Here is an 18,852-nt window from a genome sequence, read left to right on the forward strand (position 1 = left end):
AGGGCGGGTCGGCCAAGTCCGACTCGCCCGAATCCGGCCGAAAAAGTTCGGGAAAATACCCGCAAACCTCAACGAATTAAAGAAAAAAACGCCGGCACAAGGCCGGCGCTAAGTCTTTGAGGCAGGTTTCATACAGGCAAGAAACCTATCGAGCAGTGACTTATCTTTAATCGCTTTCCGCATACGATTCCAGCTAAAAGTTTGAAATGCCTCACCTCAGCGGCTAATCTGGCGAAAACAACCGGGGCCCAGCAGATGAGAATCCTTCGATATAGTTTTGCAGGGGCCCTTTTCGCCCTTGCCAGCAGCCCAAGCGCGCTTTTGGCCGAGCCGTCCTATGGCTTGGCCATGTATGGCGAACCCGCCCTGCCCGCCGACTTCGACCACCTGCCCTATGCCAACCCCGACGCCCCCACCGGCGGCCGCGTCGTCACAGCCGAGGTCGGGGCCTTCGACAGCCTGAACCCCTATGTCCTCAAAGGCAGCGTGCCGTGGCAACTGTCCTACCTCACCGGCGAAAGCCTGATGGGCCGCTCGCTTGATGAACCCTTCACCCTTTACGGGCTGCTGGCCGAAAGCGTCGAAACCGCGCCCGACCGCTCTTGGGTCGAATTCACGCTGAACCCCGCCGCGCGCTTTTCCGACGGCAGCCCCGTCACGGTTGAAGATGTGATCTGGTCGTTCGAAACCCTCGGCACTGAAGGCCACCCGCGCTATTCCACCTTCTGGTCGAAAGTGGCCGAAATTGCGCCCGTGGGCGAACGCGGCGTCCGCATCACCTTCAACACCATCGACCGCGAACTGCCCCTGCTGGCCGCGCTGCGCCCTATTCTGAAGAAATCGCAGTGGGACGGCCTTGATTTTGCCAATAACGACGGCATCACCGTGGTGCCCGTCACATCCGGCCCCTACGTCGTCGACCGCTTTGAGACCGGCCGCTACGTCTCGCTGCGCCGCAACCCCGATTATTGGGGCGCCGACATTCCCTTCCGGCGCGGCACCATGAACCTTGACGAAGTCCGCTTCGACTTCTTCGGCAACGAAACCGCCGCGTTCGAGGCCTTCAAGATCGGCCAAGTCAACTTCACCCGCGAAACCAACGTGCTGCGCTGGCAAACCCAATATGACTTCCCCCGCACCCGCTCGGGCGAGGTAGTGCTGGCCGAACTTGCCCACCAGCGCCCCACCGGCATGACCGGCCTTGTGATGAACAGCCGCCTGCCGCAATTCGCCGACTGGCGCGTGCGCGAGGCGCTGATCCAAGCCTTCAACTTCGAATTCATCAACGAAACGGTCAACGGCCAGCCCCAGCCGCGCATCGAAAGCTACTTCGGCAACTCGCCCCTCGGCATGACGCCGGGCACGGCAACCGGCCGCGTCGCCGAAATGCTCGCCCCCTTTGCCGACACCCTCATCCCCGGCACGCTCGAAGGGTATACCTTCCCTGTCTCGGACGGCTCGGAACGCAACCGCGCCGGTATCACCCGCGCGCTTGATATGTTTGCGCAGGCGGGTTGGAACGTCGGCAGCGACGGCGTCATGCGCAACGCCGATGGCACTGCGTTCACCTTCGACATCGTCGTCGAAACCAGCGCGGGCGAGGTAAAATCGATCATCGACATCTACACCCAAGCCCTCTCGCGCCTCGGCATCACCGCAAATGTCATCAGCGTCGATCCCGCCCAATACCGCGAGCGGACCGATAAATACGACTTCGGCATGACCTACTTCCGCCGCGGCCTCACGCTTAGCCCCGGCAACGAACAATACCTTTATTGGGGTTCGGAAGGCGCCGATACCATCGGCGGGCGCAACATGATGGGCGTCAAATCCCCCGCGATCGACGCCATGATCAACCAACTGCTGACCGCCGACAGCAACGATGACTTCATCGCCGCCGCCCAATCGCTCGACCGACTGCTGACGGCGGGGCGCTACGTCATCCCGCTTTATCAATGGAACGTCTCGCGCATCGCTTACGACGCCACGCTGCACTATCCCGAACACCACCCCATATTTGGCGACTGGCCCGGCTGGATGCCCGAAGTCTGGTGGTCCGCGGCCCCCTAAAACCGCAACGTTCAAGGAAATGTGAACTTGCATTGATACCGTCAGGGGACTACCAAGACCGGCACCCCTGACGGAACTTCCCTATGATAAAGCTCGATATCCTCGGCGACCCGACCGATTCATGGTCTATGATCGCTCTTGTGGCGCTGCAGGCCGCCTTGGCCGAAGCTGACGAAAACCCCTTTGTCATCGAATGGCACCCGCTGCGGCGTTTTGCCCAGCTCGACCCCGCAGGGGCCCCGCGCCACACCATCCTCGAACCCGCTCTCGGCGGGCGCGAGGGGCTGGCCAAACACGACGCCGAAATCACCGCCGCTGCCACCGCACTGGGGCGCGAGGTGAACCTGCACAAGGTCACCCACCTGCCGAACCCCATGAACGCGCTGCGCCTGATCCACTGGGCCGGCCTCGAGGGGCACCAGATCGACGCGGTCGAGGCCCTGCAAACCGCCTACTTCCGCGACGGTGCCGATATCGGCGACACCGATGTCCTCGTGCAGATCGCCACAACCCTCGGCATGGATGGCCTCGCGATCCGCCGCCTGCTGGCCGGCCCCGCCGATGCAGCCGATCTGCGCGCCCGCGAGGCTCATTCGCGTAAAATGGGTGTCAAAGCCGTCCCAACCTTCATCGTCGACCAGCACCACGTTCTCGCCGGCGCCCAAACACCTGCCCTCTGGCTCTCAGTCATCAAGGAACTTACGGACAGCGACCACCCTCCGGCAAACGCTGTGCTGCATTAAACACATGGAACACCGAACCCCCACAAATCCACTATCAATGGTCGAATTCGTCGCTTTGATGGCCCTACTGACAGCCGTCGTCGCCTTCTCGATGGATTCGATGCTACCGCAGATCTCGCAAATCGGCCTCGAACTCAGCCCCGAACGGCCGAACCTCAGCCTGCTGGTCATCACCACCTTTACGCTCGGCCTCGGTTGCGGGACGCTGTTCGTCGGCGTGCTGGCCGACAGGTTCGGCCGCAAAGCGGTCATCCTTAGCGGCCTTGCCATCTATGCCATCGGGGCGGTGATCTCGTGGTCGTCGCAGTCCATCGTGCCCATGCTGATCGGCCGGTTCATCGCAGGCATGGGCGGCGCGGCCCCGCGCATCGTCACTATCGCCATGATCCGCGACATCTACTCGGGCCGCGAAATGGCCCGCATCATGTCGTTCGTGATGACGGTCTTCAGCCTCGTGCCCGCACTCGCGCCCTCTATCGGCGCGCTGCTGGCCCATGCCGATGGCTGGCGCACGGTGTTCCTATCTTTCGTCCTTTTCGCACTGATCGCGGGCGTCTGGGTCAGCCTGCGCCAACCCGAAACCCTGCCGCTCCCCGAACGCCGCCCCATCAAAGGCACCGTCATCTGGGCCGGCGTGAAAGAGGTCTTCGCCCACCCTATCGTGCGCCTGTCGCTGATCATCCAAGCGCTGTTCTTCGGCACGATGTTCACGCTGCTCTCCACGGCCGAGCCGCTTTACCATCGGGTCTACGGCGTCACCAACGCCTTCCCGCTGTGGTTTGGCCTCAGCGCCGTCATTGCAATGGGCTTCAGTCTGCTGAACGCACGCATCGTCATGCGGTTTGCCGTGCGCAATATCATCATGACAACGCTGTCGGTGCAGGTCGCCATCTCGCTGCTCTATCTGCTGATCCGCACGCTGCACTTGCCGCAAGAAGTCGAATTCGTTTTCTTCTTCATCTGGACAGCCTCGATCTTCGCCCAAGGCGCGCTGACGATGGGCAACCTCAACACCGTCGCCATGATGCCGATGGGCCATATCGCCGGCCTTGCCGCATCGGTCTTGGCCGCGGCAGGCACCATCGGCGGCACGCTGATCGCAACCGCAATCGGCCAAACGATCACCGACAGGCCCGAACCGGTGGCCATCGCGGTGGTGGTTATCGCCAGTCTCTCGCTCTTCCTCGCGCGCGGGCTTCCGAACAAAGTGCTATAAGAAAAGGGGCCGCAAGGCCCCTTTTTTCAACGCCCCTCGCGGGTTTTATAAAAGCGCGCTTTCTGAACCTCGGTCCATTTCAGCGCCAAACTCATCCCGAAATCGTCGCGTGTCTCGGACTGCACAACCCCTTCGGCATAAAGCCAAGCGCGCATCCGGCCCGCATCATGGGGCAGGCGCAAAACCTCCTCCAGATAGGGCGGCGCCAGCATCGCCTCTATGTCGGCCAGCAAGGTATCAGCGCCCTCGCCCGTCAGGGCCGACACCACCACGCGCTGATCTTGCCGGGCCGCTTGCGCCTGCCATGCCGCGCGAGCGTCCTCGTCCAGCAGGTCGATCTTGTTCAGCACTTCGATCATCTTCGCATCCTCGGGGACGCCGATGGCCTGCAAAATCGTCATCACATCCTGCGCCTGCTGCGCCGTCTGCGGGTGGCTAATGTCGCGCACATGCAGCACCAAATCGGCGTCCAGCACCTCCTCCAGCGTTGCGCGGAAGGCGGCAACCAACTGCGTCGGCAAATCCGAAATGAATCCCACCGTGTCCGACAGGATCACTTCCTGCCCGCTTGGCAAGGCCAACCGGCGCATGGTCGGGTCAAGCGTCGCAAACAGCTGATCCTTGGCCAACACCTCGGCCCCAGTCAAGCGGTTGAACAGACTAGACTTTCCGGCGTTGGTATAGCCGACCAGCGCCACAATCGGGTAAGGCACCTTGGCCCGCGCCGCGCGGTGCAAGGCGCGGGTCTTCTGCACTTTCTCCAACTGGCGCGCCAAGCGCAGCAACTGCTCGTCAATGGCGCGGCGGTCAGACTCGCGCTGCGTCTCGCCGGGCCCACCGACAAAACCAAAGCCACCGCGCTGCCGCTCCAAGTGGGTCCAGGCGCGCACCAGCCGCGTGCGCTGATAGGCCAGCGCGGCCATCTCGACTTGCAAAACCCCTTCCCGCGTCCGCGCCCGATCCGAGAAAATCTCCAAAATCAGGCTCATCCGGTCGAGGATCTTCACCCCCCATTCGCGTTCCAGATTGCGCTGCTGCACGGGGGTCACGGCGCCATCAATCAGCACCAACTGCACGTCATGCGCCTGAAAACGCTCTTTCAGCTCCGCAACCTTGCCGCTGCCAAACAGCATTCCGGCATGCATCTTGGGCAGGCGCACAATTTCGGCGCCCAGAACATCAAGCCCCGGCAGCGCAGCTGCCAGGGCTTTTGCCTCATTCAAAGCGGGCTCGGCCTCGCGACGGTCAAAATCGGATTTCACATCCGGATGAATGATCCACGCGGGCGTATCGAGTTGCTGGTGGTTCAGCAAAATTTATTCTTCACCTTCATACAGGGAAACGGGCTGCGCCGGCATGATGGTCGAAATCGCACTCTTGTAAACCAACTGCGACTGGCCATCGCGGCGCAACAGCACGCAAAAGCTATCAAACCAGGTGATGACACCCTGCAGCTTCACGCCATTTACCAGAAAAATCGTTACAGGAACTTTAACCTTGCGGACGTGGTTCAAAAACGCATCCTGCAGGTTCTGCTTGTCGGAAGCCATGGTTTTTCCTTTGTTATTGCGGCTGTTTACAACCGGTTTGTTCTTAGTTTCAACGATGCAACATCATGCGTCAAGCAGTCAACGCAGCATGAAAATCGGGGCAGGCAAAAGCCTGCCCCGAATGTCTTGCATCAATGGGCGACGCCGCTGATGCCCTCGCCGCCGACGCGCGATTGCGCGGCAGCCAGCGCGGCAGCTTCTTCGGCCTCTTCGTCCCACTCAATCGGCTCGGGTTGGCGCACCAGCACCCGTGCCAACACTTCCGAAACGTGGCTGACGGGAACGATCTCCATCCCCTGCTTTACATTGTCGGGGATGTCGGCCAAGTCCTTCTCGTTCTCGACGGGAATGAACACGGTCTTGATCCCAGCGCGCAAAGCCGCCAGCAACTTCTCTTTCAGGCCCCCGATCGGCAGCGCATTCCCACGCAGGGACACTTCCCCCGTCATGGCAATATCGCGGCGCACCGGAATACCCGTCATCACCGACACCATCGACGTGACCATCGCCAGACCAGCCGAGGGGCCGTCTTTCGGGGTCGCGCCATCAGGCACGTGGACGTGGATATCGACCTTGTCGAACCGCGTAGGCTTCACCCCCAACTGCGGCGCGATCGAGCGGACATAGCTGGCCGCAGTCTCGATCGACTCCTTCATCACGTCACCCAACTTACCGGTGACTTTCATCCGCCCCTTACCGGGCAGACGCAGCGCTTCGATCTGCAGAATATCGCCGCCAACCGATGTCCAGGCCAAGCCGGTGACAACACCCACCTGATCCTCTTTCTCGGCCAGCCCCCAACGGAACCGCTTCACGCCCAAGAAGTCACCAATGTTTTCCGCCGTAACTTCAATAGTTTCGGCTTCTTTCTTGATAATCTTCGTGACCGCTTTGCGGGCGACCTTGGCGATCTCACGCTCAAGGTTCCGCACACCAGCCTCGCGGGTATAGCTGCGGATGATCTCTTGCAGCGCACCGTCGGTGATGGTCAGCTCGTTGGGCTTCAGACCGTTATTCTTCAGTTGCTTGTCCACCAGATACTGGCGGGCAATCTCGCGCTTTTCGTCCTCGGTGTAGCCGGACAGCGAAATGATCTCCATCCGGTCCAGCAACGGGCCAGGCATGTTGTAGCTGTTGGCCGTGGTGATGAACATCACGTTCGACAGATCGTATTCGACCTCCAGATAGTGGTCGACGAACGTGTTGTTTTGCTCGGGGTCCAATACCTCCAGCAGGGCCGATGCGGGGTCGCCACGATAATCCTGCCCCATCTTGTCGATTTCATCGAGCAAGATCAGCGGGTTCGTCGTCTTGGCCTTCTTCAGCGCCTGAATGATCTTGCCGGGCATCGAACCGATATAGGTCCGACGGTGACCGCGGATCTCGCTTTCGTCGTGCACACCGCCAAGGCTGATGCGGATGAATTCACGCCCCGTCGCCTTCGCGATCGACTTACCCAGCGATGTCTTACCCACACCGGGCGGGCCAACCAACGTCAGGATCGGGCCTTTCATCTTGTCGCTACGACTTTGAACCGCCAAGAATTCGACGATGCGCTCCTTGACCTTTTCCAGACCATAGTGGTCCGCGTCCAAAATGGCCTCGGCCTTAGGCAGGTCTTTCTTGACGCGCGACTTCACGCCCCACGGAACGCCCAGCAACCAATCCAGATAGTTGCGCACAACCGTTGCCTCGGCCGACATCGGCGACATCGACTTCAGCTTCTTCAGCTCGGCTTCGGCCTTTTCGCGGGCCTCTTTCGACAGCTTGGTGTTGGCGATCTTTTCTTCCAGCTCGCCCAGCTCGTTGCTGCCATCCTCGCCTTCGCCCAGCTCCTTCTGAATGGCCTTCATTTGCTCATTCAGATAGTATTCGCGCTGGGTACGCTCCATCTGCGACTTCACGCGCGACTTGATTTTCTTCTCGACCTGCAGAACCGACATTTCGCCGTCCATCAGGCCGTAAACCTTCTCAAGCCGCTCGGATACGGTCAGCGTCTCCAGCAACTCTTGCTTTTGGGCAACATCAATCCCCAAGTGGCCGGCAACCAAGTCGGCAAGACGCGCCGGTTCCTTGGCCTCGGTGACAGCACCGATGGCTTCTTCGGGAATATTCTTCTTCACCTTGGCATAACGCTCGAAATCTTCTGCGACCGAGCGGATCAGTGCAGTGACGACATCGGAATCGCCCATGTCTTCGTCCAGCGGCTCGGCATGAGCCTCAAAGAAACGGTCGTTTTCGACAAAGTCCGTGATGCGCACACGCGTCTTGCCCTCGACCAACACCTTCACGGTGCCGTCGGGCAGCTTCAGCAGTTGCAGCACGCTGGCCAACACGCCGGTGCGATAGATTCCGTCAACGCCGGGGTCATCCACGCCTGCGTCCTTTTGGCTGGACAGCAGGATCTGGCGATCCTCGGACATGACCTCCTCCAGCGCCCGCACCGACTTCTCGCGCCCCACAAACAGCGGCACGATCATATGCGGGAACACCACGATGTCGCGCAGCGGCAGCACCGGGTAGGAAGGGCTGAAGTGATCGTTCATCTGAATTCCTTTCCTAGGCAGGATGGACAAGGCCCCGAATGCGGCAGCCCTAGCGCCATCCCCTCTTTAACCAACCAGATTTGGTGGCGGTCTGCCACCATTTCAAGGTAGCTCTCGCTCACCTTGAACAAGCCCAGTCGGTTCTGCAAGTGTTCTGTTGTTGTTATCGCGCAGCCGATCAAATCGGATCGATATCGCCCTGCGCGCGCTTAGCGTGGAAATCCGCCTCGAACGCCGCAAAGCGTCCTTCGGCAATCGCCGCCCGCATCCCTGCCATCAATTCCTGATAATAATGCAGGTTGTGCCACGTCAGCAGCATCCCCGATATCATCTCTTGCGCGCGGAAGACGTGGTGCAAATAAGCACGACTATACTTACTGCAAGCCGGACAGCTGCAGTTTTCATCCAGCGGGCGCGGATCGTCGGCATGGCGGGCATTCTTGATATTCACCTGCCCGCGATGGGTCCACGCTTGCCCCGTACGGCCCGAACGGCTGGGCAGCACGCAATCCATCATATCGACCCCGCGCTTGACGGCGCCCACAATATCATCAGGCTTGCCCACACCCATCAAATAGCGCGGCTTATCGGTCGGCAGCATGTCGGGCGCGTAATCCAGCACGCCGAACATGGCCTCTTGCCCCTCGCCCACGGCCAGACCGCCAATGGCGTAACCATCAAATTCAATTGCCCGCAGCGCCTCGGCGGACTCGCCACGCAATGCTTCGGTCACGCCACCCTGTTGAATGCCGAACAGCGCATGGCCCGGCCGGTCGCCAAACGCATCGCGCGACCTCTGCGCCCACCGCATCGACATCCTCATGGATTGCGCCACCGTGTCTTCGGTCGCGGGCAGCGCGGGGCATTCGTCAAATGCCATCACAATATCCGACCCCAGCAGCTTCTGGATCTCCATGCTCCGCTCTGGGCTGACGAAATGGCGCGAGCCATCAACATGGCTCGAAAACGTCACGCCTTCCTCGGTCAGCTTGCGCAGCGACGACAGCGACATAACCTGAAACCCGCCCGAATCCGTCAAAATCGGCTTTTCCCAGTTCATAAACCGGTGCAACCCGCCCAAACGGTCGATCCGCTCGGCGGTCGGGCGCAGCATCAGGTGATAGGTGTTGCCCAGCAAAATATCCGCACCCGTCGCCGCGACCGATTCAGGCATCATCGCCTTGACCGTCGCCGCCGTGCCAACAGGCATGAAGGCGGGCGTGCGAATATCCCCCCGCGGCGTGCTGATCACACCCGTTCGTGCCTTGCCATCCGTGGCATTCAGGGTGAAACTGATACCGCTCGCCATCTGTCATCCTCGCTATTCGAGGGGGGCTTTTAGACCGCAAGTCTGCCAAACGCCAGCCCAGCAAAGCGCCCGAATGTGATGGCCGCCGCCTTTACCTTTCGGCCCCCGCTTCCTATATCTGCCCCAACACCGTTACGAGGGTTCCCATGTCCGACATCGACCAACTCGAGGAAGGCGCACCGCTGATCGCCCCTTCGAACACCGACCACCCGCTGTATGACGCTATTGTCGAGGCGTGCCGGACGGTCTACGATCCCGAAATCCCCGTGAACATCTACGATCTGGGATTGGTCTATTCCATCGCCATCAACGACGAATCCGAAGTCGCCATCAGCATGACGCTGACGGCCCCCGGCTGTCCCGTCGCGGGCGAAATGCCCGGTTGGGTCGCCAGCGCGGTCGAGCCGCTGCCCGGCGTCAAACAAGTCGATGTCAACATCGTCTGGGAACCGCAATGGGGCATGTCCATGATGTCCGACGAAGCCCGCCTCGAGCTGGGCTTTATGTAAGGATCACACCATGTTCGCAATTCCGGGCAAGCAAGCCGTCACCCTGACCCCCGCCGCCGCCACGCGCATCCGCACGCTGATGGATCAGGCAGGCCACAAGGGGCTGCGGCTGGGCATTAAAAAGGGCGGCTGCGCAGGCATGGAATACACCATGGAATACGCAGCCGACGTAAACCCCCTCGACGAGGTGGTCGAACAAGAAGGTGCGCGGGTGATGATCGCCCCCATGGCGCAAATGTTCCTGTTCGGCACCCAGATCGATTACGAGGAAACTTTGCTACACACCGGCTTCAAATTCAACAACCCCAATGTTGTCGAAGCCTGCGGCTGCGGCGAGTCGATCAAATTCGGCTGAGCTTTTTAGCTGATTGCGTTTTACTTCCAACCTGTTAGGGCTATCAGCCTTTCGCGCATCCCCCACGCCTGCTAGATGAAACCGATAGCGTTTTCAGGGGGGGTGCGGATGCGTCGCAAAGTAGCAGCGGGTAACTGGAAGATGTTCGGCATCAAGGCCGACCTGACCGAAATTACGGCCATCGCCGCCGCAGCCGACCCCGCGGTCGACACCCTCATCTGCCCCCCAGCAACACTGATCACCGCCGCAGTTCCCGCTGCCAAGGGCACCGTGCTGATCGGCGGGCAAGACTGCCACCACCTGCCTCAAGGCGCCTTTACCGGCGAGACTTCGGCCGCCATGCTGGTGGATGCAGGGGCAACCCATGTGATCGTCGGCCATTCCGAACGCCGCCGCGACCACCTTGAAAGCAACGAAATGGTTCGCGCCAAGGCCGAAGCCGCGATCGAGGCCGGCCTGATCGCCCTGATCTGCGTCGGCGAAAGCCTGGAGCAGCGCGAGGCCGGCACAACGCTTGTCGCCATCGCAACCGAACTCGACGGCTCACTGCCCAATACCAGCACCGCCGCCAACACCATCATCGCCTATGAACCCATCTGGGCGGTCGGCACCGGCCACATCCCGACGCCCGACCAGATCGCCGAGGTCCACGGCCGCATCCGCGCCATCCTGCGCCAGCGCCTTGGGGACGAGGCCGACGGCATCCGCATCCTCTACGGCGGCTCGGTCAAAGCCTCGAACGCGGCCGAGATTTTCGCCGCTCCCGACGTTGACGGGGCCTTGGTCGGCGGCGCCAGCCTGAAGGCCAGCGACTTCGCCCCCATCATCGCTGCACTGGCCGCCAGCGCCTGATCACAGGCTTGAAAACCAGACAGAAGCCTGCGACACCCAGTCTATCATGACTGAACAAACCATCCTGCGTCGCTCGATCATCGCCACATTCATCATCGCTGCCTACGGCGTGACACTGGGGCTGTGGTCGGGCTCGGCCGCCGTGATCTTCGACAGCGCCTATTCGCTGGTCGATGCGTCGATGACGGTGCTCTCTCTGACCGTTGCCTCGCTCATCCTACGCTCGGCCGCGCCTGACGGGCTGTCGAACCGCCTGCGCAGTCGCTTCAGCATGGGGTTCTGGCACCTCGAACCGCTGGTGCTGGCACTCAACGGCATGATGCTGATCCTCATCTCGGCCTACGGGCTGATGAATGCGATCATCAGCATCGGCCACGGCGGGCGTCAGCCCGATTTCGGCATAGGCCTGATCTATGCCGCCACCTCGCTATTCGTCTATTTCGGAATGATGGCATGGGAAATCGGCCATAACCGGCGCATCAAATCCGAATTCATCGCCCTCGACATCCGCAGCTGGATGATGGGCGGTTCGATCACGGCGGCGCTGCTTGCGTCCTTCGTCATCGCCCTCGCGCTGGAAGGCACCCGTTACGCGTGGATGGTGCCTTACGTCGACCCCGCGATCCTCACCGTGATCTCGCTCGCGCTGCTGCCGCTGCCCATCCCCATCGTGCGGCAGGCCTTCGCCGAAATCTTCCTGATGACCCCGATGGAACTGAAGGCCGAGGTCGACGCCGTCGCCGCCCGCGCGGTGGCACAGCACGGCTTCGCCGATTACCGCGCCTACGTCGCCAAAACCGGCCGCGGCCTGCAGATCGAGCTTTACTTCATCGTCGCCCCCGAAACCCCCGACCGCAGCCTGCGCGCGTGGGACGACCTGCGCACCACCATCGCCGCCGAAATCGGCCACGACAGCCCCGACCGCTGGCTGACAATCGTCTTCACCGCCGACCCGAACTGGGCCGAATAGCAACCGCCAAGGACGCCATGGACCGCATATCGCAATCGCCCACCGACCCCGCTTTCGTCGCAAACCCCTATGCCTTCTACGACAAGGCCCGCGCCGCCGGCGATATGTTCTACTGGACCGATTACGACCTGCCCTGTGCCGTCACCCACCGTGCCGTCAGCGCATTGCTGCGCGACCGGCGCCTCGGGCGCGAGGCACCACCCGAATGCGCGCCGACCTACCCCGACTTCACGCGGGATTTCTACGCCCTCGAAGCCCATTCCATGCTCGAGGTCGAGCCCCCGCGCCACACCCGCCTGCGCGGCCTCGTACTGCGCGCGTTCACCTCGCGCCGCATCGCCGCCATGGCGCCCGAGATCGAGACCCTTTGCCACAGCCTGATCGACGCCTTCCCCCCTGGGCCGTTCGACCTGCTGACACATTACGCCCAACACGTCCCCGTCACGGTGATCGCGCGCCTGCTGGGCGTGCCCGACAGCACCGCCCCGCGCCTGCTGGATTGGTCGAACCGCATGGTCGGCATGTATCAGGCCCGCGCGACCGAGGCTGTCCAGCGCGACGCCAACGCCGCCGCCGCCGAATTCCGTGCCTTCATGGTCGACTACATCGCGCAGCGCCGCGTCACCCCCGGCAACGACCTGCTCACCGAACTGATCGCCGCCGAGGAAGACGGCGAAAAACTGACGACGGACGAACTGATCACAACCTGCATCCTTCTGCTGAACGCTGGGCACGAGGCGACCGTTCATACCATCGGCAACGGCATCAAAACCCTGATCGAGCAGGGAAAACCCGCAATTGATGAGACTTCGGTCGAGGAAATCATCCGCTTCGACCCGCCCCTGCATATGTTCCTGCGCTGGGTCTACGAAGATGTCGACCTTTTCGGCCACACATTCCGGCGCGGCGACCGCATCGCCTGCCTGCTGGCCGCTGCCAACCACGACCCCGCCGCCTATGACGCACCCGCCACCTTCAACCCCGCGCGCAAGGGGCCGCAAAACACATCGTTCGGCGCCGGCATCCACTTCTGCGTCGGCGCGCCCTTGGCCCGGCTGGAGCTGGTCATCGCGCTGCGCACGCTGATGGCTCGCCTGCCCGCGCTGTCGCTGGCCGAGGCGCCCCGGTATTCCAACGTCTACCACTTCCACGGCCTGCAGCGGCTGATGGTCACCGCGCGCTAGCGGCCCCTTTCCCTTCGCCCCCACGCGGCCTATAACCCAACCAAATCAGTTTGGATAAGGACGCAGCCCATGGCAGAAGGCAGCAAGATCATCTCGCCCGATGTGCAGAAGGTCACAAAGGTCACGCATTACTCGGACGGGCTGTTCGCCTTCCGCGTCACGCGGCCGCAATCGCTGCGCTTCCGCTCGGGCGAATTCGTGATGATCGGGCTACCGGGCGACAACGGCAAGCCGATCCTGCGCGCCTATTCCATCGCATCCCCCGCTTGGGACGAGGAGCTGGAGTTCTATTCCATCATCGTCCCCGACGGCCCCCTGACATCGCGCCTGCAACACATCAAAGAAGGCGACGAAATCATCCTGCGCCCCAAACCGGTCGGCACCCTGGTGCTGGATGCGCTGACAGGCGGCAAGCGGGTGTATTTCTTTGCGACCGGCACCGGCTTTGCGCCCTTCGCCTCGTTGCTGCGCGACCCCGAAACCTACGAGCGTTTCGAGGAAGTCATCATCACCCACACCTGCCGCGAGGTGGCCGAGCTTACCTATGGCCGCGAACTGGTCGAAAGCCTCGCTGACGATCCGCTCATCGGGGAATTCGCGGGCCAAGTGAAGTACTATCCCACCACCACCCGCGAAGACAGCGCCAAGATGGGCCGCATCACGACCCTGATCGAGTCGGGCGAGATGTTTGCCGACCTCGGCCTGCCCCCGATGGATCCGGCGACCGATCGCGCCATGGTTTGCGGCAACCTTGCCTTCAACCTCGACATAAAAGCACTGCTGGAAAAAGCCGGTCTGCGCGAGGGGGCGAATTCCGATCCCGCCGAATTCGTCATCGAAAAGGCGTTTGTCGACTGATTACGCCGCTTTCCGGCCCGATTTCGGTTGAAAGCCGCGGGCCGGACTACTATTTTGCCCGCCAAAGCTTAACGTCAAAAGGATCAAAGCCATAGGACGCAGACCGCATAACGCGCCCCCAACGCGCGAAACCGGCCCCCGGATCAACGAACGCATTCGTGGGAGCGACATCCGCCTGATCGGCGCGAATGGAGAAAACATCGGCGTCGTATCACCTGAACGCGCGCTGGTACTTGCAGAAGACGCCGGCCTCGATCTGGTCGAGATCTCGCCGAACGCCGTGCCCCCGGTCTGCAAGATCATGGACTATGGCAAGTACAAGTACGAGACCCAGAAGAAAGAGGCTGAAGCACGCCGCAATCAGAAGGTCATCGAGATCAAGGAAGTCAAATTCCGCCCGAACACCGACACGAATGACTACGAAGTCAAAATGCGTGCCGTGCTGAAGTTCCTGGGCGAAGGCGACAAGGTCAAAGTCACGCTGCGCTTCCGCGGCCGTGAAATGGCCCACCAAGACCTCGGGCGCAAACTGCTCGACCGCGTGGCCGAAGATGTGAAGCTGCACGGCAAAGTCGAAAGCATGCCGAAGCTGGAAGGCCGCCAGATGGTCATGATGATCGGGCCGGCGCCCGCCAAATAAGGCAGGCATCTCATGTAAAAAGGGCCGCGTCTTCGGACGCGGCCCTTTTCATTAGTAAGGCAACTCGGTGATGATCAGTTGACCTTCGGGGTAGCTATCGGGTGCAATGGTGCCAACCCAGATGTCGTAAAGGCCAGGACCGGCGTTGGGGATAACGATCGCGGGGTTAACCCCTTTATAATCGTCGTTATAATACCATTCATAATCAGGGCCGTTGACGATTAGGACAGTGTCCTCGCTTGCCTCGAAAGCGATGGTCAGCTGACCGTTGCCTTCCCAATACAGGTCATAATCGGGCGCTTCACTGATGAAACCGGCACCAGGCTCGTTCCGGCAATCAACCAGACTGACAGGGCCGCCCGCAGCCATCTGGATTGCGTGCGGATCGGGCGTAAAGCCGGCCGACAACGTGGCTTCGCCGTAGGTCGGCGGCAGTTCCCAGTCGGTGCAGGCCATGGCCGACGTCGCGCTCAACATAGCTGCGGCAAAGAAACCGGTAACGATAGCTTTCAAGTTTATTCTCCAATGCGGAATGTAGCGTCTCCAAAAACCCTTTTACAATCAAACGGTCAAGTATGCATTATAGCGATAGACCTTCCCCGCGGGGATAACGCGCGTTGCAGGCACGATCTGTTTATCGCTCCTCTGATTGCGGTGCATTGACGCAATCAAAGCGTGGAAACCAAAAACCGCCTGCGCTATACCTTTGGAACCCTTGCCCTTGGGCGCGAAAACCCGCATGGGCTTCCCGTATTCACCCGATTTTCCAAAAGCGATGGCTATGACACAGACGATCACCCTGCGCCGCCCAGATGACTTCCACCTGCACCTGCGCGACGGGGCGATGCTGCAAGCCGTACTGCCAGAAACCACGCGCGACTTCGACCGTGCGCTGATCATGCCCAATCTGGTGCCGCCGGTTGTCACCGCCGCGCAAGCCGCCGCCTACCACGCACGCATCATCAGCGCCCTGCCCGCCGGTTCGACCTTCAAACCCTTGATGACACTGTATCTGACCGAAGATACCGACCCCGCCGATCTGGCCCGCGCCCACGCCGAGGGCATCGCCATTGCCGTCAAGCTCTACCCCGCTGGGGCCACGACGAATTCGCATTCGGGCGTCCACAACTTTGACAAAGTGCGCGGCGCGCTGGAAAAGATGGCCGAAATCGGCATGCCCCTGTGCACCCACGGCGAGGTGACCGACAGCGATATCGACATTTTTGACCGCGAGGCCGTCTTTATCGACCGCGTTCTGGAGCCGATCCGCCGCGCCACCCCGGGCCTGCGCGTGGTGATGGAACACGTGACGACGCGCAATGCCGTCAGCTATGTGCGCAGCGCCGACGCCGATCTGGCCGCGACCATCACGACGCACCACCTGATCATCAACCGCAACCACATTCTGGCCGGCGGGATCAAGCCGCACTACTATTGCCTGCCCGTCGCCAAGCGCGAAACCCACCGCCTTGCGCTGGTCGAGGCGGCGACATCGGGCGATGCACGGTTCTTTCTCGGCACCGACTCGGCGCCGCATACCGATGAAAACAAGCTGCTGCCCTGCGGCTGTGCGGGTTGCTTCACCGCGACCAACACCATGTCGTGCTTGGCCGAAGTGTTCGAACGCGAAGGCGCGCTGGACAAGCTGGAAGGCTTCGTCGCGCTGCACGGCGCAGCCCATTACGGCCTGCCGACCAATTCGGGCACGCTGACGCTGGTGAAATCGGACACGCCGGTCACCTTCCCCGACCATATCGAAACCGGCGTTGGCCCCGTGACGGTCTTCAACCCCGGCTTCCCGCTGCACTGGCGCGTTCAGGACTAAAGAAAGGCAAGAAAAGATGATCCCTACCTCGTTCCCGCCCAAGGAAGAAATCGCCCGCCTGTCGGCCCGCATGCTGCTGGAAATCGGCGCCGTGCACTTCAACGCGCGCGAGCCCTTCATCCACGCCAGCGGCAAAAAGGCCCCGACCTATATCGACTGCCGCAAGCTGATTTCCTACCCGCGCATCCGCTCGACCCTGATGGACTTTCTGACCATCACCGTCATGCGCGACGCAGGGTTCGAGGCGTTCGACAACATCGCGGGCGGCGAAACTGCAGGCATCCCGTTTGCGGCTTTTGTCGCCGAACGCATGGCCCTGCCGATGACCTATGTGCGCAAAAAGCCCAAAGGCTACGGCCGCAACGCCCGTATTGAAGGCGCGATGACCGAAGGCCAGCGCGTGCTGCTGGTCGAGGATCTGACCACCGACGGTGGCTCGAAGCTGTCGTTCGTCGATGCCATCCGCGAGACCGGCGCGACCTGTGGCCATACGGCGGTAATCTTCTATTATGACATCTACAAAGGCGTGCACGAAACGCTGGGCGATGCGGGCATCAAGCTGCATTATCTGTGCACATGGTGGGACGTTCTGGCCGAGGCCCGCGCGCAAAACCTGTTCGACACCGAGACCTTGGCCGGCGTCGAAAGCTTCCTGAACGATCCTGCCGCTTGGCAGGCCGCACACGCATAAGGACCCACGGGCATGAACGACATCAGCGCCTTTTCCCCTGATGGCACACCACTGGCGCAAGCACCGGCCGAAGACCCCATGCCCCAAGCGATCGAGGCCGAGCAGCAACTGCTCGGCGCGATCCTGACGAATAACGAGGTTTATGACCGCGTGGCGATGATCATTCGCCCCGAGCATTTCTATGACCCCGTCCACGCCCGCATTTTCGAGGTCGCAGCCCAGCGGATCACCCGCAATGCGCTGGCATCGCCCGTGACTCTGAAGCCGTTTTTCGAGGATGACTCGGGCCTACGCGAGCTGGGCGGCACCGCTTATCTGGCCCGCCTTGCCGGCGCTGCGATTTCCGCCTTTGCCGCGCGCGATTATGCGCAGATGATTTACGATCTGGCCGTGCGGCGCGAGCTGATCCGGCTGGGGCAAGACATTTCGGCGCAAGCCAAGACGTTCGAGGCCGAGACCGACCCCAAAGAGCAGATCGTATCTGCCGAGCAGCGGCTGTATAAACTGGCCGAGCAAGGCAATGCCGAGTCCGGTTTTACCAGCTTCCTCAGCGCGTTGCGCGAGGCTGTTGAGACGGCGAATGCAGCCTACCAGCGCGATGGCGGCTTGGCGGGTTTGTCGACGGGCCTTGCAGATTTGGACAAAAAGCTGGGCGGCCTGCACAATTCCGACTTGCTGATTTTGGCGGGTCGACCGTCGATGGGTAAGACATCGCTGGCGACGAACATCGCGTTTAACGTGGCCAAGGCCTACCAGCGCGGCATTCGCCATGATGGCAGCGAAGGCGCGGTCAACGGCGGTGTCGTCGGCTTTTACAGCCTTGAAATGTCGGCCGAGCAGCTGGCCGCCCGTATCTTGTCCGAGGCCGCTGAGATCCCGTCCGAGCAGATCCGGCGCGGTGATATGACCGAGGCCGAGTTCCGCCGCTTTGTTGAGGCGGCAAAGGCGCTGGAATCCTGCCCGCTGTACATCGACGACACGCCTGCGCTGCCGATCAGCCAGTTGGCCGCCCGCGCCCGCCGCCTGAAGCGGACGCACGGGTTGGATGTGTTGTTCGTCGACTACCTTCAGTTGGTGCGCCCCGCCAGCGCGAAAGACAGCCGCGTGAACGAAGTGTCGGAAATCACGCAGGGCCTGAAGGCTATCGCGAAAGAATTGAACGTGCCGGTGATCGCACTGTCGCAGCTGTCGCGTCAGGTGGAATCGCGCGAGGATAAACGCCCGCAGCTATCCGACCTGCGCGAGTCAGGCTCGATCGAGCAGGACGCCGACGTGGTGATGTTCGTGTTCCGTGAGGAGTATTACAAAGAACGCGAAAAGCCCGGCGATCACGAGATGGACAAGATGGCCAAGTGGCAAGAGGATATGGACCGTCTGCACGGGCGCGCCGAGGTGATCATCGGCAAGCAGCGTCACGGGCCGATCGGGTCGGTTGACCTCAGCTTCGAAGGGCGTTTCACGCGCTTTGGAAATCTTATAAAACCGTGGCAGGAAGGCGCGTCGGGCGACTTCTAACCGACACGACCCAAAGAAG

The 18,852-nt window shown here is 61.5% G+C and carries 18 protein-coding genes; 13 read left to right on the top strand and 5 right to left on the bottom strand.

What is annotated here, in order from left to right; genetic code table 11:
• The first annotated feature begins 255 nt into the window (after positions 1-255).
• The 3 genes from BVG79_RS05775 to BVG79_RS05785 all read left to right on the top strand — a co-directional run bounded on the left by BVG79_RS05775 (position 256) and on the right by BVG79_RS05785 (position 4,029).
• Positions 256-2,070, top strand: a complete 1,815-nt coding sequence (locus BVG79_RS05775; protein ID WP_085786047.1) for an extracellular solute-binding protein — start codon at positions 256-258, stop codon at positions 2,068-2,070.
• Positions 2,071-2,153: 83 nt separating this feature from the next.
• Positions 2,154-2,813, top strand: a complete 660-nt coding sequence (locus BVG79_RS05780; RefSeq protein WP_085786048.1) for a DsbA family oxidoreductase — start codon at positions 2,154-2,156, stop codon at positions 2,811-2,813.
• 37 nt (positions 2,814-2,850) lie between these two features.
• Complete coding sequence (locus tag BVG79_RS05785) at positions 2,851-4,029, top strand: MFS transporter (RefSeq protein ID WP_236951434.1); 1,179 nt, start codon at positions 2,851-2,853, stop codon at positions 4,027-4,029.
• A 26-nt stretch (positions 4,030-4,055) separates the two neighbouring features.
• Here the strand turns inward: BVG79_RS05785 and hflX are convergent, their stop codons facing one another.
• The 4 genes from hflX to tgt form a co-directional block, all read right to left on the bottom strand.
• Entirely contained in the window at positions 4,056-5,339 is a 1,284-nt protein-coding gene (gene hflX, locus BVG79_RS05790; protein WP_418268951.1) for a GTPase HflX, read from the bottom strand.
• Between the two features lie 6 nt (positions 5,340-5,345).
• Positions 5,346-5,579 carry an RNA chaperone Hfq gene (gene hfq, locus BVG79_RS05795; RefSeq protein ID WP_085786051.1) on the bottom strand — a complete coding sequence of 78 codons (234 nt, stop codon included), beginning with the start codon at positions 5,577-5,579 and terminating at the stop codon, positions 5,346-5,348.
• Between the two features lie 131 nt (positions 5,580-5,710).
• Positions 5,711-8,125, bottom strand: coding sequence for an endopeptidase La (gene lon / locus BVG79_RS05800; protein WP_085786052.1), 2,415 nt, complete (start codon positions 8,123-8,125; stop codon positions 5,711-5,713).
• A 178-nt stretch (positions 8,126-8,303) separates the two neighbouring features.
• Positions 8,304-9,434: a tRNA guanosine(34) transglycosylase Tgt gene (tgt, locus tag BVG79_RS05805; RefSeq protein WP_085786053.1), complete on the bottom strand. Its 1,131-nt coding sequence runs from the start codon at positions 9,432-9,434 to the stop codon at positions 8,304-8,306.
• 146 nt (positions 9,435-9,580) lie between these two features.
• On the opposite strand from tgt, the gene BVG79_RS05810 reads away from it, so the two are divergent.
• The 7 genes from BVG79_RS05810 to infC all read left to right on the top strand — a co-directional run bounded on the left by BVG79_RS05810 (position 9,581) and on the right by infC (position 14,802).
• A complete protein-coding gene (locus BVG79_RS05810; RefSeq protein ID WP_085786054.1) occupies positions 9,581-9,943 on the top strand; it encodes an SUF system Fe-S cluster assembly protein in 363 nt (120 codons plus the stop codon).
• Positions 9,944-9,953: 10 nt separating this feature from the next.
• Positions 9,954-10,298 (top strand): HesB/IscA family protein, encoded by a 345-nt coding sequence (locus tag BVG79_RS05815; protein WP_085786055.1) that lies wholly within the window; start codon positions 9,954-9,956, stop codon positions 10,296-10,298.
• Positions 10,299-10,406: 108 nt separating this feature from the next.
• Positions 10,407-11,150: a triose-phosphate isomerase gene (gene tpiA, locus BVG79_RS05820; protein WP_085786056.1), complete on the top strand. Its 744-nt coding sequence runs from the start codon at positions 10,407-10,409 to the stop codon at positions 11,148-11,150.
• Positions 11,151-11,196: 46 nt separating this feature from the next.
• The gene (locus BVG79_RS05825) at positions 11,197-12,120 is read left to right on the top strand and encodes a cation diffusion facilitator family transporter (RefSeq protein ID WP_085786057.1); all 924 of its coding nucleotides are present in this window, start codon (positions 11,197-11,199) and stop codon (positions 12,118-12,120) included.
• Positions 12,121-12,137: 17 nt separating this feature from the next.
• Complete coding sequence (locus BVG79_RS05830) at positions 12,138-13,304, top strand: cytochrome P450 (protein ID WP_085786058.1); 1,167 nt, start codon at positions 12,138-12,140, stop codon at positions 13,302-13,304.
• 69 nt (positions 13,305-13,373) lie between these two features.
• Complete coding sequence (locus BVG79_RS05835; protein WP_085786059.1) at positions 13,374-14,162, top strand: ferredoxin--NADP reductase; 789 nt, start codon at positions 13,374-13,376, stop codon at positions 14,160-14,162.
• A gap of 142 nt (positions 14,163-14,304) precedes the next feature.
• Positions 14,305-14,802: a translation initiation factor IF-3 gene (gene infC, locus BVG79_RS05840; protein ID WP_472382587.1), complete on the top strand. Its 498-nt coding sequence runs from the start codon at positions 14,305-14,307 to the stop codon at positions 14,800-14,802.
• Positions 14,803-14,853: 51 nt separating this feature from the next.
• Here infC and BVG79_RS05845 read toward each other — a convergent pair whose 3' ends face one another.
• Complete coding sequence (locus BVG79_RS05845; RefSeq protein ID WP_085786061.1) at positions 14,854-15,315, bottom strand: peptidase S1; 462 nt, start codon at positions 15,313-15,315, stop codon at positions 14,854-14,856.
• A gap of 268 nt (positions 15,316-15,583) precedes the next feature.
• Here BVG79_RS05845 and pyrC point away from each other — a divergent pair, with 268 nt between their 5' ends.
• Genes pyrC through BVG79_RS05865 form a run of 3 tightly spaced genes read left to right on the top strand, consistent with a single transcriptional unit; the run spans position 15,584 to position 18,833 of the window.
• On the top strand, positions 15,584-16,627 hold the full coding sequence (gene pyrC, locus BVG79_RS05855; RefSeq protein WP_085786063.1) for a dihydroorotase: 1,044 nt from the start codon (positions 15,584-15,586) through the stop codon (positions 16,625-16,627).
• Between the two features lie 16 nt (positions 16,628-16,643).
• Positions 16,644-17,318 (top strand): orotate phosphoribosyltransferase, encoded by a 675-nt coding sequence (locus BVG79_RS05860; protein ID WP_085786064.1) that lies wholly within the window; start codon positions 16,644-16,646, stop codon positions 17,316-17,318.
• Between the two features lie 12 nt (positions 17,319-17,330).
• Positions 17,331-18,833, top strand: a complete 1,503-nt coding sequence (locus BVG79_RS05865; protein ID WP_085786065.1) for a replicative DNA helicase — start codon at positions 17,331-17,333, stop codon at positions 18,831-18,833.
• Positions 18,834-18,852 lie beyond the last annotated feature (19 nt).

Origin of the sequence: Ketogulonicigenium robustum, assembly GCF_002117445.1 — a bacterium.
In the GTDB taxonomy this organism is placed as follows: Bacteria; Pseudomonadota; Alphaproteobacteria; order Rhodobacterales; family Rhodobacteraceae; genus Ketogulonicigenium; species Ketogulonicigenium robustum.